Source organism: Actinomycetospora sp. CA-053990 (genome assembly GCF_050948445.1).
Taxonomy (GTDB): Bacteria; Actinomycetota; Actinomycetes; order Mycobacteriales; family Pseudonocardiaceae; genus Actinomycetospora; species Actinomycetospora callitridis.
On the sequence record NZ_CP192043.1, the window covers coordinates 4,346,035 to 4,363,261 of the forward strand.

A 17,227-nucleotide genomic window follows, 5' to 3' on the forward strand; every position below is an offset into this window, starting at 1 on the left:
CGCCTACAGATGGCCCGGAAGGGCGTCATGTCGACTCCGACGAGCAGGAGGGCGGCACCCGGGATCACCCGGGCGGTGCTCATGCGGTCAGGGTCGACAGATCGCGGCGGAGGTCCGGCAGAGATCGACATGACGGCGCCACGCGTGCCACACGGTGGTCGGCGCCTCGGTCACGGACGGGACGGTACGCATGGCCGACACCCCGGCGCCACCACCGTGTGAGCGAGATCGGTCGGCTGCCACAGTGACGGACATGGACGACGAACTGGTGCACCTCGAGGTCACGGGCGGCACGGCGACGATCACGCTCGACTCGCCGCGCAACCGCAACGCGCTCTCCGCGCAGGTCCGCCGGGAGCTCTCCGCCCACCTGGAGGCCGCGACCCTCGACGAGTCGGTCCGCGTGATCGTCCTGACGCACACCGGGACCGTGTTCTGCTCGGGGATGGATCTGCGCGAGTCGCGCGGCGCGGGGTCCGACGACCAGGGCGTCAACGAGTTCCCCGCGATCCTCAGCACGCTCTGGACGTCGGACACGCCCGTGATCGCCCGTGTCGCGGGACCGGCACGCGCCGGTGGCGTCGGACTCGTCGCCGCCTGCGACATCGCGGTGGCCGTGCGCGAGGCGACCTTCGCGTTCACCGAGGTCCGCATCGGTGTCGTCCCCGCCGTGATCTCGTCGGTGGTGCTCCCCCGACTGCTCCCCCGCGCCGGCAGCGAGCTGATGCTCACCGGCGAGACGTTCGACGCCACGCGCGCCGAGGCGGTCGGCCTGATCAACTCCGCGGTCGACGCCGACGGTCTCGATGCCGAGGTCGCCCGCTACGCCGACATGCTCGCCCGGGGCGGGCCCCGCGCCCTCGCGGCCACGAAGGCGCTCCTGCGTCGCGACCGCGGGGAGCACCTGCAGCAGGATCTCGAGGCGATGCTCGGGCTCTCGGCCGAGTTCTTCGCCTCCGAGGAGGGCCAGGAGGGCATGGCCGCGTTCGCGGAGAAGCGGGCGCCGTCCTGGGTGCCGGACCCGACCGCCGGATGATCCTTTCGTGATGCGATCGTGACTCCGGTACATCTCCTGGTCGTGGCGATACGGCCGATGACGGAGGTACGTACCGCCGGGGGGAGCACACGATGGGGATCAGGACGTCACGGCTGGCGCTGCCGGTGGTGCTCGCGGGGCTGATGGCGGGCCTGCTGTTCGCGCCGCAGGCGGCAGCGGGTCCGGCAGCGGGTCCGGCAGTGGGCCCGGGCGCGGGCGGGCTGCGCGCCGCCCCCGTCGTGCCGGTGGACACCACCGCGGGCTACCTCGTCTACGACCGCACGGCCCGCCGGATCGTCGCCCAGTCCGCGGCGACCACACGGTTCCGGTCGGCGTCGCTGGTCAAGCTGCTCATCGCGCTCGACTACCTGCAGGGCCGCACGAGTGTCTCGGCCGCGGACCAGAAGATGCTGGACTCGATGCTGCGCTCCAGCGACGACGCCGCGGCGAGCACGCTGTGGGTGCGTCGTGGCTACGAGCAGGTCGTCGTCCGGATGGTGCGGCTGATCGGGCTCGTCGACACCGCGCCGCCGACCGACCGGCGCTACTGGGGCTACACGGCGGTCAGCGCCGCCGACGTCGTCCGGATCTACAACTACCTCCTGGACCGCGCCACGCCCTTCGCACGCAACCTCATCCTCGGCGACCTCGAGCGCTCCACGCAGTGCGCGGTCGACGGGTTCGACCAGTCCTTCGGCATCCCCCGCGCCGTCTCCGGGACCCGCGCGGTGAAACAGGGCTGGTCGGGCTACGGATCGGCGCCGGCGCGGCCGTGCGTCGAGGGACGCGTGACGAGCCCGCCCGACCCGGCGTCGCGCCAGGCGGCCGAGGAGGCCCCGCAGGCCATGGCGGACAGCCGCCCGACCGCCCTCGCGGCGCCGGCACTCGACCTCTCGCGGCGCGCCATGCACACCAGCGGCCTCGTCGACTCCCGGCGGCGCGTGGTCGTGGTGCTGACCCTGAGCCCGAAGACCAAGAGCTTCGAGGCCCAGTCGTCGACGATCACCAGCATCACGCGCACGCTGCGCGACGAGGCCGCCGCGACGGCCGCGCGGCGCTGATCCGCCGCCGACCTCGTCAGACGAGGTTGACGACGACCACCAGCACGATCAGGGCCAGCAGGGTGGCCGTGACCCAGATCCGCGCAGCCCGGCGGTCCACCTCAGGCCTCGGGCGCGGTCGTGGCCTCGGCGCGCCGCCGCTCACGGCGCTCCTGGGCCTCCAGGCGGGCGGCGACCGAGCGCTCGACGACCGTGTCGATGATCGCCGCCGCGCCCCAGCACACGGGGCCCACGACGGCGACGACGAGGACGACCTGGACGGCGAAGTCGAGCTGGGTCAGCCACAGCTCGACGCCGTCCCACCAGGTCGCGACGGCACGCAGCACGCCGTCGACGGTACGCGGGGCGCCGCGGCCCCGGTCCGTCACCCATCGGTCAGGGGGCTCAGGGGGCGAGGAAGTCCTCGAGCAGGGGCGCGACGAGGTCGACGCGGCTGATCAGCTCGGTGTGCTTCGTCCGGGGCAGGACCGCGAGGCCGGCGTCGGGGATGGCATCGGCCATCGCCACGGCGGCGTCCACCCGGACGAAGTCGTGATCGCCGATGATCAGCAACGTCGGCGCCGTGACGCGCGCGAGGTCCGCGGCGGTCCAGTTCTCCTCCGCGGTGACGATCGGGTCCAGTTTCGCGACCACGGTCTCGAAGGTGCTCAGGCCGTACCGCTCGTACTCGGCGAACATGGCCCCGAACTCCGCCTCGGTGGGCATGCGGGTGGACGTCGCGTACTGCGAGGGGTCGTGGATCTCGTCGTGGTAGTCGTCCTTGCGCCGGTGGACGGCGCCGAGCACCAACCGGTCGACGCGCTCGGGATGGCGCACGGCGATCTCGAGGGCCACGAGCCCACCCCAGCTGAACCCGAGCACGTCGGCACGCTCGAGGCCGAGGTGGTCGAGCACCCCGACGACGTCGGCGGCCTGGTTGGCGAGGGTGATGTCACGCTCGACGTCGGCGGTGCGCCCGTGCCCCTGGAGCTCGATCGGGATGACGCGCCGGTGCGGGGTCAGGCGCGGCATGAGCGCGCCGAAGCTGAGGTCCAGCGTCATCATCCCGCCGTGCAGCAGCACCAGCGGCGAGCCGGTCCCGTGGTCCTCGTAGTAGACGTCGATGCCGGGCAGCGGGGCGTACACGGGTCCTCCAGGAGGTTCTCGGTTCGTTTCGGGGCTCTCACCGGTGGAACTGCGCCCGCGCGCCGAACTCATCGGGCATCCGGCGAGTCGTCCCGGATAGGTTGCGGGGCATGTTCGCGGTCTACGCCTCCGAGCCCAACGCCGACGACCCGATCGCCTCCCTCGTGGTGGGCGAGCGGCCCGATCCCGACGTCCCCGAGGGCTGGGTACGGGTCAAGGTCGAGGCGGCGAGCCTCAACATGCACGACCTCTGGACCCTACGGGGCGTCGGGATCAAGGAGGACCAGTTCCCGATGATCCTCGGCTGTGACGGCGCCGGGACGCTCGACGACGGCACGCCCGTCGTCCTGCACTCGCTGATGGGCGACCCGGACTGGAAGGACGACGAGACCCTCGACCCGAAGCGCAAGATGCTCACCGAGTGGGCGCAGGGCAGCTTCGCCGACTACGTCGTCGTCCCGAAGCGCAACGCGCTCCCCCGCCCGGAGGGCATGACCGCCTCCACGGGCGCGGTCATGGGGACGGCCTGGCTCACCGCCTACCGGATGCTGTTCACGAAGTCCGGTCTGCGCGGCGGGCAGACGATGCTCGTGCAGGGCGCCTCCGGCGGCGTCTCGACGGCGCTGATCCAGCTCGGGCGCGCCGCCGGCATGCAGGTGTGGGTCACCGGCCGCTCCGACGAGAAGCGCGAGCTGGCCCTGCGTCTCGGCGCGCACCAGGTCTTCGAGTCGAACGCGAAGCTCCCGGGCAAGGTCCAGGCGGTGTTCGAGACCGTCGGTGAGGCCACCTGGAAGCACTCGCTGCGCGCGCTCGTCCCTGGCGGCACGATCGTCTGCTCCGGCGCGACCTCGGGCAACGCGCCCAGCGCGGACCTCGCCCAGGTCTTCTTCCTGCAGAAGAACGTCGTCGGCTCGACGATGGGCACGCTCGCCGAGCTCCGCGACCTGCTCGAGTTCGTCGCGGCCACCGGGATCGTCCCGGAGATCGGCCAGGAGATCCCGATGGCCGACGCGAAGGACGGGTTCCAGGCGATGCTCGACGGCGTCACGGCCGGCAAGATCGTCTTCACCCGCTGACCCCATGTGAGCGATCTTCACGGCTATAGCCGTGAAGATCGCTCACGGGTCAGGCGGAGAGGCGGCCCTCGGCAGGCGCGGACTCGGCGAGCTGGGTGAGCACCGCGCGGGCGAGGGCGTCGTTGGCCCGGAAGCTCAGCGCGTTGGTGTTCGGGCGCGTGAACGCCCCCGGCAGGCGGACGTTGGTGTGCGGCCCGATCGCGAAGCGGCACGGGTCGGGCCGGCCCTCGGCGTCGACGAGGCGGAAGTCCGAGGTGCGCACCCGGACGAGGCCGGTGTTGTGCAGGGTGACCGCGGCGCCGGAGTGCGCGACCGCCGCGTCGGCGGCGTGCACGGCCGTCCCCGAGTCGGCGTGCTCCTCACGCAGGGTCTCCTCGTCGAGCAGCCCCTCGGCGTGGAGCCCCGCGAGCATCGGGTCGTCGCTGCGGCTCACGCTCGGGGACGACAGGCGCGCCTCGACGAACGTCCGCGCGGTGACCGCGACGCGGTCCAGCGAGGCGCTGGTGGCCCGGAAGCCGCCGTCGACGGGGTCCACCTGCACGCCCGCGCCGAGGAACACGACGTAGCCCGCGCGGGAGAGCGCGAGCAGCTGGCGCAGCCGCGGGCCGGGCGGGCCGCTCGCCAGCGAGCTGAAGAAGTTCTGCCACCAGGCGAGGTCCTGGGCCCGCGAGCGCGGCGTCAGGGCGGGCGTGCCCGCGAGCTCCGCGACCTGCGCGAACACCGACAGCAGGCCGACGAACGCCCCGAGCTCGGCGGTGTAGCGGTCGTCGACGTGGCGGGCGAGGTCGTCGAGCACGTAGGACCGCAGGCGCTCCTGCAGGCTCGGGAGGTCCGGCGCGCTGACGTCGTCGAGGGGACGGTCCATGCGCTCGAAGTCGAGGCGGTCGGAGGGGTCGGGCACGAAGCCGGCGACCAGCTCGTGCATCGCCGGCGTGTACCAGTCGAGCGCGGCGAAGCGCAGGGCGAAGTCGTCCCACACACCGCGCACGCGGTCGGGGTGGCCGGCGAAGAGCTCGTGGTAGTACGCCCAGCCGACCTCCTTGGCCATGAGCGGCCACACGTCGCGGCGCAGGTCGACCGATCCGCGACGGACGAACCCGGCGATCTCGTCCGGGCCGAGGAACCGCGGCAGCGGAGGGCGCGGTCCGCGCAGCGCGTACTCGGTCTTGGCGTGGTACGGCACCCCGCGTCCCGACCCGACGTGCACGACGGGCTCGCGACCGGAGGGCTCGTAGTCGAGCGTGCCGTCGCCGCGGTCGTGGAAGCGGCCGCCGCGGCCCTCGAAGAGCAGGACCATGAGGTCGATGAACGCGAGGCCCATCCCGCGCGCGATCACCGTCTCCCCCGACGGGATGCGGTCGAGGTCGGAGTCGGTGGTCTGCTCGGGCGGGAAGTAGCGCAGGCCGTGCTCGTCGGCGTGCGCCGCGAGCGCGGCCTCGGCCTCGGTCGGCGCCGCGTCGAGGTGGCCCGACGCGAGCACGAGGACGTCGGCGGGAAGCTCACCGCCACCGTCGAGCAGCACGACGTCCGGGGCACCGCGTCGTAGCCCGACCGCCCGGGTGCGGTGGCGGTGCACGCGGACCTGCGGCGGGAGGGTGGCGAGCACGCGGCGCAGCACGAAGTCGAGGTAGTGGCTCTGCAGGCGCCGGGTGGCGAACGTCGCCGGCCCGAGCGCGCGCAGCTCGTCACCGACGGGCCCGTCCGGCACCGACTCGCCGTCGAGCTCACCGTCGCGGACCGCCACGGCCCAGTCGTAGAGGGACGGACCGGGCACGATCGGGCCCTCGCAGCGCACGCTGTCGTCGGTGAACATCGTGACGTCGGCGGCCATGGAGTTCATCCACAGCAGCGCCGACTGGTCCTCACGCCAGATGCGTCCCGCGCCGTCCGGGTAGGGGTCGACGAGGTGGACGTCGAGATCCTCGACGAACTCGGGCGCGCTCGCCGCGAGGCGTTCGAGCACACCGGTCCCGCGAGGTCCGCCCCCGACGATCACCACCGACCGCGTCATGACGCTCCCTCCGCGTGCGTCCACGGTAGGTCCGCGCCCGGGGCCCGGCCACTCTGCGATCGCCGCGTGTGAGCGCTCGCACGTGCCTGCGCACGCACGAGCGCTCAGCGCGGAATCTCAGCGGCGGGGGCGGCTCGGGCGCGAGGACGGGCTGGCCGCCTCGGCGCCCGACGCGCGGCGCAGGCCCATCGGGCGGCCCGCGACGCGGGCGCGCTGCAGGCGCTTGACCACGTGCCCCGGCACGTCGGCCGGGAGCTCGACCAGCGTGTGGTCGGGCCGGATGTCGATGTGGCCGATGTGCTGGGAGTCGAGGCCGGCCTCGTTGGCGATGGCGCCGACGATCGCACCGGGACGCACCCGCTGGTTGTGGCCGACGTCGATCCGGTAGGTGTCGGTGCCCGAGCCGACGGTCCACTCGGGCGCCTTGCCGCTGCGGCCCTGGCCGCGGTCCGGCTTGCCGCCACCCTCACGCGGGCTGCGCTTCTCGCCGCGCGGCGGCGCGACGGGCAGGTCCTCGACGAGCAGGGGCTTGGTGCCCTGCACCATCTTGGCCAGCGCGGCGGCCAGCTCGAGGGGGTCGGCACCGGTCTCGGCGACGTAGTCGCCGACGATGCCGCGGAAGACGTCGAGCGGGTCGCCGCCGGTGACGGTGCCCTCGAGCGTGCCGGTGATGCGCTCGGCGAAGCGGCGCTTGCGCACCGCGTTCACCTCGTCGGTGCCCGGCACCGACATCTCCTCGGCCTTCTGCTTCGTGGCCGACTCGATCATGCGCATCGTGCGGATCTGGCCGCGGGTGACGAACGAGATCGCCTCGCCGCTGCGCCCGGCCCGCCCCGTGCGCCCGATGCGGTGCACGTAGGACTCGGAGTCCGGCGGCAGGTCGTGGTTGACGACCAGGGAGATCCGGTCGACGTCGAGCCCGCGGGCGGCGACGTCGGTGGCGACGAGGACGTCGATCTCACCGGAGCGCAGACCGTTGATGGTCTTCTCGCGCTGCGGCTGCGACAGGTCGCCGGAGATCGCCACCGCCGAGAACCCGCGCCGGTTGAGGGCGTCGGTGACGTCGGTGGTGTTCTGGCGGGTGCGCACGAACACCAGCGCGGCGTCGAAGTCCTCGACCTGCAGGATGCGCGCGAGCGCGTCCGCCTTCTGGCGCTCGGGCAGCACGACGTAGCGCTGACGGGTGTTGATGCCCGTCTGCGTCTTCGACTTGATCGACACCTCGGCCGGCGAGTTCAGGTGCCGGCGCGAGACCTCGCGGATGGCGCCGGGCATGGTCGCCGAGAACAGCGCCACCTGACGGTCGGCGGGCAGCAGCTCGAAGATGGCCTCGACCTCTTCGAGGAAGCCCATCTGCAGCATCTCGTCGGCCTCGTCGAGCACGAAGTGCGCGACGCCGGACAGGTCGAGGGTGCGCTTCTCGAGGTGGTCGGCGATGCGACCGGGGGTGCCGACGACGATCTGGCCGCCGCGGCGCAGCCCGTGGAGCTGCGGGCCGTAGGGCGCGCCGCCGTAGAGCTGGACGACGCTGAGCCCGGGGACGCCGGCGCCGAGGCGCTCGATGGCCTCGGCGACCTGGATCGCCAGCTCGCGGGTGGGCGTGATGACGAGGGCCTGCACGCGCCGCTGCGCCGGGTCGATCGCCGAGAGCATCGGCAGCGCGAACGCGGCGGTCTTGCCGGTGCCGGTCTGCGCGAGGCCGAGCACGTCGCGGCCCGACAGCAGCAGCGGGATGGTCTCGGTCTGGATCGGGGTCGGGGTGTCGAACCCGGACTCGACGAGGGTGGGGAGCAGGCGCTCCGCGACACCGAGCGCGGCGAACCCGGTGGCGGGCTCGTCGGCGGTGACCGGCTCGTCGGAGGCGGCGGTCGCGTCGGCGGTCGCGTCGTCGGTGGCGTCCGCGGTGGCCTCGTCGGGCGCGTCGACGGTCGGCTCCTCGGAGCCGGTGTCGTCGGGGGTCTCGGCGACGGGGGCGTCCTCGGCGGACGTCGCGTCCGCGGGGCTCTCGTCGGTGGAGTGGGAGATCACGTCGACGAGCTCGACGTCGTGATCGGACAGGACAGCAGCGTTGGTCACAGATCTCTTTCAGGAAGGGTACGGCGGACACGTGAGCTGTCCGCGGACCCGGTGACACGCAGGGTCCTTCCCAGGCCGACAGCTCGGCGCTGATAACCAGTCTACGCGAGCGGTTGTTCCCCGCCGATCACCGGCGTCGTCCGGGCTACTTCTTCTTGGCCTTGTCCACCGCGTTCTGGTCGGTGGACAGCGCCGCGACGAAGGCCTCCTGCGGGACGTCGACGCGGCCGATCGTCTTCATCCGCTTCTTGCCCTCCTTCTGCTTCTCGAGCAGCTTGCGCTTGCGGGTGATGTCCCCGCCGTAGCACTTGGAGAGCACGTCCTTGCGGATCGCGCGGATCGTCTCGCGCGCGATGATCTTCGCGCCGATGGCGGCCTGGATCGGCACCTCGAACTGCTGGCGCGGGATGAGCTCGCGCAGCTTCGTGGCCATCGAGTTGCCGTACGCGTAGGCGGCGTCGCGGTGCACGATCGCGGAGAACGCGTCCACCGGCTCGCCCTGCAGCAGGATGTCGACCTTCACCAGGTCGGCGGCCTGCTCGCCGGCGGGCTCGTAGTTCAGCGACGCGTAGCCGCGGGTGCGCGATTTCAGGATGTCGAAGAAGTCGAAGATGATCTCGGCGAGCGGCATCGTGTAGCGCAGCTCGACGCGGCTGTCGGACAGGTAGTCCATGCCCTCGAGCTGGCCGCGCCGCGACTGGCAGAGCTCCATGATCGGGCCCACGAAGTCCGACGGCGCCAGCACCGAGACCTTGGTGATCGGCTCGTAGATCGTCGCGACCTTGCCCTCGGGCCAGTCGGCGGGGTTGGTCACCTCGGCCTCGGAGCCGTCGTCCAGCTCCAGGCGGTAGACGGTGTTGGGCGCGGTGGAGATCAGCTCGAGCCCGTACTCGCGCTCGAGACGGTCGCGGGTGATCTCCAGGTGCAGCAGGCCGAGGAAGCCGCAGCGGAAACCGAAGCCCAGCGCCGCCGACGTCTCGGGCTCGTAGGACAGGGCGGCGTCGTTGAGGCGCAGCCGGTCGAGCGCGTCGCGCAGCAGCGGGTAGTCGGTGCCGTCGATCGGATAGAGCCCGGAGTAGACCATCGGCTGCGGGTCGCGGTAGCCGCCGAGCGGCTCCTTCGCGCCCTTGCGCTCCCACGTGACCGTGTCGCCGACCCGGGACTGGCGCACGTCCTTCACGCCGGTCATGAGGTAGCCGACCTCACCGACGCCCAGGCCCTGGCAGGGCTTCTGGTCCGGCGAGATGATCCCGACCTCGAGCAGCTCGTGCACCGCGTTGGTGGACATCATGCGGATGCGCTCGCGCGGGGTGATCTTGCCGTCGACGACGCGGATGTAGGTGACGACGCCGCGGTAGGTGTCGTAGACCGAGTCGAAGATCATCGCGCGGGCCGGGGCGTCGGCGTCGCCCACGGGTGCGGGCACCCGGTGGACCACCGAGTCGAGCACCGCGGGGACGCCGTCACCGGTCTTGGCGCTGATCCGCAGGATGCTGTCGGGGTCGCAGCCGATGAGGTGGGCGATCTCGGCGGCGTAGCGCTCGGGGTCGGCGGCCGGCAGGTCGATCTTGTTCAGCACCGGGATGATCTCGAGGTCGTGCTCCATGGCCAGGTACAGGTTGGCCAGGGTCTGCGCCTCGATGCCCTGCGCGGCGTCGACCAGCAGGATCGCGCCCTCGCACGCGGCGAGCGAACGGCTGACCTCGTAGGTGAAGTCGACGTGGCCCGGGGTGTCGATGAGGTGCAGGACGTGGTCGCGCATCTCGCCGTCCGGGCCGGCGGCGCACCAGGGCAGGCGCACGTTCTGCGCCTTGATCGTGATGCCGCGCTCGCGCTCGATGTCCATGCGGTCGAGGTACTGGGCGCGGTAGGCCCGGTCCCCCAGCACGCCGGTCATCTGCAGCATGCGGTCGGCCAGCGTCGACTTGCCGTGGTCGATGTGGGCGATGATGCAGAAGTTGCGGATACGGTCCGGCGGCGTGAACGTCTCGTCGGCGTAGCCCTTCGTGCCCGGCCGTCCGGGGTTGCTCGCGGACTGCTGGGTGGTCTGGGTCAACGGGATCCTCACGTCTCGCACGGTCGGGCTCGCCCACCATCGTCCCACGACGGCGCTCCGGGGCCGGTCGGCGGAGCGTCGAGGTGAGGTTGGTAATCTGGGCGGCACTGCGTGGTGCGGTCGAGCGCCCCCGCGCGCTCCCGTGCACAGAACTCCGACGGACGAAGGTTCGAACACCCCGTGGCGAACATCAAGCAGCAGGTCAAGCGCAACCGCAAGAACGAGGAAGCGCGCCAGAAGAACAAGGCGGTCAAGTCGCGCATCAAGACCGCGATCCGCCGCTACCGCGAGGCCACCGAGGCCGGCGACGTCGACCTCGCCGGCGAGCGCCGCCGCGAGGCCGGCCGGCTGCTCGACAAGGCCGTCAGCAAGGGCGTCATCCACAAGAACCAGGCGGCGAACAAGAAGTCGCGCATGGCCCACCGCGCCGAGCGCTTCACGGTGGACGCCAAGGCGGGCAAGACCCCGGCCTGAGCCACCTCGCACGTCACAGAGCCCGTCCCCGGTCCGCCGGGGGCGGGCTCTCGTCGTGGGTGGGGGTCGTCGTGGCCGGGGTGGCACGGACCCCGTGCAAGCCCTGCGGCCACGCTGGCGCTGGGTGACAGGAAAGCCGCGTCGATCACGAGCGTGGCGAGCTCAGCGCCGCGAGCTCCCGCGGGCGGCGAGGACCTGCTCGACGGCGTACTCCAGGGCGTAGGCCGGGTCGGCGGCGGCGCCCTTGACGTCCGCGTTGAGGTCGGCCACGACGCCCATCGCCCGCGTCAGCCCCTCGTCGCCCCAGCCTCGACCCTGACCCTGGGCCTTGCGCACCTTCCACGGCGGCATCTTGAGCGCCGACGCCATGGCGTACGGGTCGCCGCGGCCGGCGGCGTTGACGCGCGCCACGGTGCGCACGGCATCGGCGAGGGCGTCGGCCAGCAGGACATGAGGCACGCCGGTCTCCAGCGCCCAGCGCAGCGACTCGAGGGCCGCCGTCCGGTCCCCGGTGATGGCCCGCTCGGCGACCGCGAACCCCGTGACCTCGGCGCGGCCCCGGTGGAAGGCGCGCACGGCGTCGGCGTCGACCTGACCGCCGGAGTCCGACACGAGCTGCGACGCGGCCGCGGCCAGCTCACGCAGGTCGGAGCCGACCGCGTCCATGAGCAGCCCGAGCGCGTCGCCGGTCATCCGTCCGCCGGCCTGGCGGACCTCGCTGCGCACGAAGTCGGCGCGCTGGTCGTCGGAGAGCCCCGCCGCCGAGGCCTCCGTGGCCCCGGCGCCGCGCAGGCCCTCGAGCAGCGCGTCCCCCTTCGCACCGCCCCCCTTGCCGCCCTTCGCGGGCTTCCGCGCCTTGCCGCCCTTGGGCGGGCCGCGGTGCACGACGACGAGCGTCACGCCGTCGCTCGGGGCGCGGGCGTAGTCGAGCAGCAGCGTGGTGACCTCGGCGCTCGCGTCGTGGGCGTTCTCGATCACGACGACCCGCGACTCGGCGAACAGCGACGGGCTCACGAGCTCGCCCAGCACGCCCGCGGTGATCTCGCCGACCGGGAGGTGCGCCACCTCGACCGCGGGGTCGGCCTCGCGGGCCGCGGTGACCGCCCGCGCCACGGCCCGCTCGACCAGCAGCGACTCGTCGCCGACGACGAGGTGCAACGGCGCGGTGACCTCGGGCGCGGTCGTGGGGCTCACGGACCGATCGTGTCACGGGGGTCCGACGGCTCCGGGTCGTGCTGTCGTGCCGGCCGCCGTGAGGGACGTCTCGCCTGGGCGCGCTCGGTGGTCGAGGTGTGACCCGTGCCGTAATGTGCTCCGCCGGGCGTCCAGGGGCGCTCGACAACCGAATACGGCTCATCCAGAGGGGTAGAGGGAACGGCCCGACGACACCCCGGCAACCGGCGCAGCGCGCTCCGCTCGCAGCGATCACGGTGCCAATTCCGACCCGTTCGCGGGGAAGATGAGGAAGGATTTTCCTTTCATGACGCTCACCGCCCAGCCGACGACGACGTCGTTCGATCTCGGCCCGGCCACCGCTCTCGCCTGTCGCGCCTGCGGCCACCGCATGGACCTCGCCGCCGAGTTCGCCTGCCCGCAGTGCTTCGGGCCCCTCGAGATCGCCTACGACTTCGGCACGGTCACCCGCGAGGACATCGAGCGCGGTCCCCGCAGCATCTGGCGCTACAAGTCGCTGCTGCCGGTGCCCACCACCGTCGAGTCGCACCCGAACATGGACCCGGGCTGCACCCGCCTGCTGCGCGCCGACCGTCTCGGCGCCGAGCTCGGCATCCGCAACCTGTGGGTCAAGGACGACACCGGCAACCCGACGCACTCCTTCAAGGACCGCGTCGTCGCCGTCGCCCTCGCCGCCGCCCGCGAGCTGGGCTTCACCACGCTCGCCTGCCCGTCGACCGGAAACCTCGCCAACGCCACGGCCGCCGCCGCGGCCCGCGCGGGCTGGGACTCGGTCGTGCTGATCCCCGCGTCGCTCGAGCGCGCCAAGATCCTCATGACCGCGGTGTACGACACCAACCTGCTGGCCTGCGAGGGCACGTACGACGACGTCAACCGCCTGGCCACGGAGCTCGCCTTCGACCAGGAGGACTGGGCGTTCGTCAACGTCAACGTCCGGCCCTACTACGCCGAGGGCTCGAAGACCCTCGGCTACGAGGTCGCCGAGCAGCTGGGCTGGCGCATCCCCGCGCAGACGGTCATCCCGATCGCCTCGGGCTCGCAGCTGACCAAGGTGGACAAGGCCTACGGCGAGCTGATCTCGCTCGGGCTCGTCGACGACGCCGAGTACAAGGTGTTCGGCGCCCAGGCCGCCGGCTGCTCGCCGGTGTCCACCGCCTTCCGCGAGGGCACCGACGTCGTGCGCCCGCAGAAGCCGGACACGATCGCCCGGTCGCTGGCGATCGGGAACCCGGCCGACGGGCCGTACGTGCTCGACGCCGTGCGCCGGTGCGGCGGCTCGATCTCCGACGTCACCGACGAGGAGGTCCGCGACGGCATCCGGCTGCTCGCCCGCACCGAGGGCGTGTTCGCCGAGACCGCCGGCGGCGTCACCGTGGCCAACGCCAAGAAGATGGTGGAGTCCGGCGACCTCGACCCGGACGCCGACACCGTCCTGCTCATCACCGGCGACGGACTGAAGACCCTCGACGCCATCGAGCACCAGGTGGGCCCCAAGGCGACGATCCCGGCGACGTCCACGGCGGTCCGCGAGGCGCTGGGGCTGTAGCTCCGCTCCGCGAGGGGCACGCTGCGCAGTTCCGACGGGCCCGTCCGCCTGCCGGACGTGCCCCTCGCGCCGGGGTCGTCGTCGCGTCGGACCGTGTCCTCAGGACACGGTCGTCTCACCGTCGCCTCGGGTCGGGGCGCGGATCGCCGCGGGCGACGACGACGGGGCCGGCGCGCGGGTCGGCGCCGACGGCCACGGCCAGGTCACCGGACTCGTCGGTGCGCCGGACGAGGGCGCCGCTGCCGGCGAGCAGGCCCATCACGCCCGGGTTCGGGTGGCCGTAGGTGTTGCCGCGCCCGACGCTGACCAGCGCCAGCGAGGCCCGCGCCGCGGTGAGGAAGGTCGGCAGCGACGACCGCGAGCCGTGGTGCGGCACCTTCAGGATCTCCGCATGCAGGTCGCCGGCCGTCCCGAGCAGGGACGACTGGGCCGATCTCTCCGCGTCGCCGGGCAGGAGGACGCGCCCGACGGGGGTGTGCGCCCGGAGCACCACCGACGTGTCGTTCACCGCGCTCCCGTCCTCGCCGTCGACGTGGGCGACGGTGCGGACAGGACCGAGCACCTCGAGCATCAGGCCGGGCCAGCGCAGGACGGTCCCGCGCCCGAGCCCGACCAGGGGCGCGCGGGCGGGCGCGGTCCGGCGGGTGACCTGCGCCAGGGTGTCGGCGGGCTCGCGCGCCGGCCCGAGCGCGACGCCACCCACCGCCCGGCCCGCGAGCGCCCCGGCCAGACCACCGACGTGGTCGGCGTGCAGGTGCGTCAGCACCACGAGGGCCAGCGACCGGACGCCGAGGCGGGCGAGGCAGCCGTCGATCGCGCCCGCGTCGGGGCCGACGTCGACGAGGACCGCCCGGCCCGGTTCGCCGGTGGCGAGCACCAGGGCGTCGCCCTGACCGACGTCGCACGCCACGAGCGACCACCGCGCGGGCGGCCACCCGGGCGGCACGACCCGAGTGGGCACGAGCACCAGCAGCGCGCCGACCAGCACCGCCGCCACCACCGCACGGAGCCGACGCCACCGCAGCGCCGCCCCGACGAGCACGACCACGGCGGCGAGGGCGAGCGCGCCCGGCACCCCGCCCGGCCACGCCAGCGTCGCGCCCTGGACGGCCGCGCACCGTCGGGCCGCCCACACCAGCCACGACACCCCCGGCCCCGCGAGCCACACGAGCGCCTCGGCGCCCCCGGCCCACCACGGCGCGACCGCGGCGGCCAGTACGCCGAGCACCGTCACCGGCGCGATCACCGGCGCGGCGAGCAGGTTGGCGACGACCGCGACGAGGCTGACCTCGCCGGACAGGCCGGCGATCACCGGCGCGGTGACGACGTGTGCGGCGACGGGCACCGCGAGCGCCTCCGCGATCCCGGGCGGCACCCCGCGGGCCCGCCACCGCGCGACCATCCCGGGCGCGAGCAGCACGAGCGCCCCGGTGGCGAGCACCGACAGCGCGAACCCGGGATCGGTGGCGAGCCCGGGGTCGACGAGCAGCAGGACGATCACCGCCGCGCAGAGCGCCGGCACCACCGACCGTCGGCGTCCCACCGCGAGCGCGAGCACCGTGACCCCGCCCATCGCCGCCGCCCGCAGGACGCTGGGGGACGGCCGGACGAGGACGACGAAGCCGGCGAGCGCCAGGGCCGCCAGCACCGCCGCGGTGCGCGGACCGGCCCGGGCGAGGCGCGCGAGCAGCAGCACGGCGCCGCAGATGATCGCGACGTTGGTGCCCGACACCGCCGTGAGGTGGGTGAGGCCTGCGGTGCGGAAGTCGTCGGCGAGCCCCGGCGAGACGCCCGAGGTGTCGCCGACCACGAGGCCCGGGAGCAGGCCCGCCGGGTCCTCGGCGAGCACGGCGCGGGCGGCGTCGCGGAGCCCGCCCCGCAGGTCGCCCGCGACCCGCTGGACCCGCGGCACCGGCCCGACCTCCCCGGGCGGCCCGCGGACCTGCAGCACCGCGACGGTGAGGTCCGCGCGGTCGGGCGGACCGAGCCGGCCCCGGGCGCTGACGACCTGCCCCGGCAGCAGCCCCGCCCAGTCCTCGGCGGGCGCGAGGAGCACCACGCGGCCCCCGGCGCGCCACGGCACGCCCGCCCCGACCTGCCCGCCCAGCAGCTCGCCCCGCACCACCACCCGGCCGGGCCCCGGCACCGTCGACCGGACCGGACGCGGGTCGGCGGTCACCACGACGTCGAGCCGCGCCGACACCCCGTTCCCGGTGGCCGGCCGCAGCGGGTGGCTCGCGACGGCGAAGGCGCCGAGCCCGGCCACCAGCCCGACCGCCGCCGCGCACCCGCCGGTCGCGACGACCACCGCGCGCAGCCCGGGCCGGGACCCGGCGAGCGCGGGTCGTCGCGCGGCGACCACGACCGCCGTGGTGCCGGCGAGGACCAGCACCAACGCGGCCCCCACCCGGCGGTCAGCGCGGCGATCGCGACGCCCCAGGACGTGAGCGCCGCGGGCACGAGGCGCAGGTCGGGCGGCGGCGGCTGCTCCGGCTCACCGGGCGTCGGTGGAGGCCGCCGGTCGCTCACACCGAGACCAGGTCGCGCAGGGTCGCGAAGCGCGCGTCGCCGATGCCGCTGACCTCCTGCAGCTGCTCCACGGCCGCGAACCGCCCGTTCTGCGTCCGCCACTCGAGGATCCGCTGCGCGGTGACCGGGCCGACGCCGGGCAGCTGATCGAGCTGCTCGAGGGTGGCGGTGTTGAGGTCCACCCGCCCGCCGGGGGCGCCGCCCGCTCCCCCCGACCCGCCAGCCGACCCGGGCGCGGCCCCGCCCGCGGCAGCTCCCGCCGGCGGCGTCACCGGCGTCGGCACGCCGACGACCACCTGCTCGCCGTCGGTGACGCGCGCGGCGAGGTTGAGCCCGGTGAGGTCGGCGTCAGGTGTCGCACCGCCGGCGGCGTCCACGGCGTCGCCCACCCGGCTGCCGGGGGCGAGCCGCACCAGCCCGGGCCGGGCGACGCGCCCGGACACCGAGACCACGAGCGGCCCGGTGTCCGCGGGCGCCGCCACGGGCAGCACCGGGCCCGCCGGCGGAGCTCCCGCGACCAGGGGCAACGACGGCACCGGCTCCGGTACCGGGCGCTCCGCCCACACGCCCACGGCCGCGACCACCGCCGCCACGGCCGCCACCGCGGCGAGGGCGAGCGCACCCGTCCGGCCCGGGTCCCAGCGCGCGCCGGCCCAGGAGGCGGGCAGCCACCGCGCCACCCATCGCTGCGCCCGTCGGCCGCGCTCGGGCGGGTCCCAGGCGCTGCCGGCGCGGGCCGCCCGCGGCGGGTCGTCGTCCTCGTCGTCCCACCACTCGGGCTCGGGGTCGGCGGCGGGCCGCGAGCCGCCGACCGGCACCCGGAGCCGCGCGGCCGGCGTCCCCGGCGGCGCGCCCGGCCATCCGACCCGCACCGGAGCGTCGTCACCGAGTGCGCCGAGATCGTCGGGCTCGCCCACCTCGACGTCCTCCGGCCCGCCCCACCCCGCCGCCGAGGAGCGCTCGCGGAACCCCTCGAGGAGCGGAGCCGGGTGCGGGCGCCGCCGGTGGCGGGCGCGGACGGGTAGCGCATGCCCGGGACGCTA

At 74.2% G+C, this 17,227-nt stretch carries 13 protein-coding genes and 1 riboswitch; of the genes, 5 read left to right on the forward strand and 8 right to left on the reverse strand.

The window, feature by feature from the left end; translation table 11 throughout:
- Positions 1-253: 253 nt before the first annotated feature.
- Together ACQPYN_RS22365 and ACQPYN_RS22370 are read left to right on the forward strand one after the other, a co-directional pair.
- Positions 254-1,036 carry an enoyl-CoA hydratase-related protein gene (locus tag ACQPYN_RS22365; protein WP_433027813.1) on the forward strand — a complete coding sequence of 261 codons (783 nt, stop codon included), beginning with the start codon at positions 254-256 and terminating at the stop codon, positions 1,034-1,036.
- A gap of 92 nt (positions 1,037-1,128) precedes the next feature.
- A complete protein-coding gene (locus tag ACQPYN_RS22370) occupies positions 1,129-2,097 on the forward strand; it encodes a hypothetical protein (protein ID WP_433027815.1) in 969 nt (322 codons plus the stop codon).
- A 101-nt stretch (positions 2,098-2,198) separates the two neighbouring features.
- Here the strand turns inward: ACQPYN_RS22370 and ACQPYN_RS22375 are convergent, their stop codons facing one another.
- On the reverse strand, positions 2,199-2,423 hold the full coding sequence (locus ACQPYN_RS22375) for a hypothetical protein (RefSeq protein ID WP_433027817.1): 225 nt from the start codon (positions 2,421-2,423) through the stop codon (positions 2,199-2,201).
- Positions 2,424-2,481: 58 nt separating this feature from the next.
- Positions 2,482-3,222 (reverse strand): alpha/beta fold hydrolase, encoded by a 741-nt coding sequence (locus ACQPYN_RS22380; RefSeq protein ID WP_433027820.1) that lies wholly within the window; start codon positions 3,220-3,222, stop codon positions 2,482-2,484.
- 110 nt (positions 3,223-3,332) lie between these two features.
- Here ACQPYN_RS22380 and ACQPYN_RS22385 point away from each other — a divergent pair, with 110 nt between their 5' ends.
- A complete protein-coding gene (locus ACQPYN_RS22385) occupies positions 3,333-4,298 on the forward strand; it encodes a quinone oxidoreductase family protein (protein ID WP_433027823.1) in 966 nt (321 codons plus the stop codon).
- 49 nt (positions 4,299-4,347) lie between these two features.
- Here ACQPYN_RS22385 and ACQPYN_RS22390 read toward each other — a convergent pair whose 3' ends face one another.
- The 3 genes from ACQPYN_RS22390 to lepA form a co-directional block, all read right to left on the reverse strand.
- Entirely contained in the window at positions 4,348-6,309 is a 1,962-nt protein-coding gene (locus ACQPYN_RS22390) for an FAD/NAD(P)-binding protein (protein WP_433027826.1), read from the reverse strand.
- A 117-nt stretch (positions 6,310-6,426) separates the two neighbouring features.
- Positions 6,427-8,385 carry a DEAD/DEAH box helicase gene (locus ACQPYN_RS22395; protein WP_433027829.1) on the reverse strand — a complete coding sequence of 653 codons (1,959 nt, stop codon included), beginning with the start codon at positions 8,383-8,385 and terminating at the stop codon, positions 6,427-6,429.
- Between the two features lie 145 nt (positions 8,386-8,530).
- Positions 8,531-10,441, reverse strand: coding sequence for a translation elongation factor 4 (gene lepA / locus ACQPYN_RS22400; protein WP_433039004.1), 1,911 nt, complete (start codon positions 10,439-10,441; stop codon positions 8,531-8,533).
- Positions 10,442-10,621: 180 nt separating this feature from the next.
- On the opposite strand from lepA, the gene rpsT reads away from it, so the two are divergent.
- On the forward strand, positions 10,622-10,915 hold the full coding sequence (rpsT, locus tag ACQPYN_RS22405) for a 30S ribosomal protein S20 (RefSeq protein ID WP_433027832.1): 294 nt from the start codon (positions 10,622-10,624) through the stop codon (positions 10,913-10,915).
- A 162-nt stretch (positions 10,916-11,077) separates the two neighbouring features.
- On the opposite strand, the gene holA is transcribed toward rpsT, so the two are convergent.
- Positions 11,078-12,109: a DNA polymerase III subunit delta gene (gene holA, locus ACQPYN_RS22410; RefSeq protein ID WP_433027834.1), complete on the reverse strand. Its 1,032-nt coding sequence runs from the start codon at positions 12,107-12,109 to the stop codon at positions 11,078-11,080.
- Between the two features lie 156 nt (positions 12,110-12,265).
- Positions 12,266-12,381: riboswitch (SAM riboswitch) on the forward strand.
- Between the two features lie 14 nt (positions 12,382-12,395).
- Here holA and thrC point away from each other — a divergent pair.
- The gene (gene thrC, locus ACQPYN_RS22415) at positions 12,396-13,655 is read left to right on the forward strand and encodes a threonine synthase (protein ID WP_433027837.1); all 1,260 of its coding nucleotides are present in this window, start codon (positions 12,396-12,398) and stop codon (positions 13,653-13,655) included.
- A 115-nt stretch (positions 13,656-13,770) separates the two neighbouring features.
- Here thrC and ACQPYN_RS22420 read toward each other — a convergent pair whose 3' ends face one another.
- Positions 13,771-16,062, reverse strand: a complete 2,292-nt coding sequence (locus ACQPYN_RS22420) for a ComEC/Rec2 family competence protein (RefSeq protein ID WP_433027840.1) — start codon at positions 16,060-16,062, stop codon at positions 13,771-13,773.
- Positions 16,063-16,180: 118 nt separating this feature from the next.
- Entirely contained in the window at positions 16,181-17,101 is a 921-nt protein-coding gene (locus ACQPYN_RS22425) for a helix-hairpin-helix domain-containing protein (protein WP_433027843.1), read from the reverse strand.
- Between the last annotated feature and the right edge of the window lie 126 nt (positions 17,102-17,227).

Coding starts and splice junctions, on each gene's coding strand:
- ACQPYN_RS22370 (WP_433027815.1), top strand. CDS start 1,129: ATGGGGATCAGGACGTCACGGCTGGCGCTGCCGGTGGTGCTCGCGGGG.
- ACQPYN_RS22365 (WP_433027813.1), top strand. CDS start 254: ATGGACGACGAACTGGTGCACCTCGAGGTCACGGGCGGCACGGCGACG.
- ACQPYN_RS22385 (WP_433027823.1), top strand. CDS start 3,333: ATGTTCGCGGTCTACGCCTCCGAGCCCAACGCCGACGACCCGATCGCC.
- ACQPYN_RS22390 (WP_433027826.1), bottom strand. CDS start 6,309: ATGACGCGGTCGGTGGTGATCGTCGGGGGCGGACCTCGCGGGACCGGT.
- thrC (WP_433027837.1), top strand. CDS start 12,396: ATGACGCTCACCGCCCAGCCGACGACGACGTCGTTCGATCTCGGCCCG.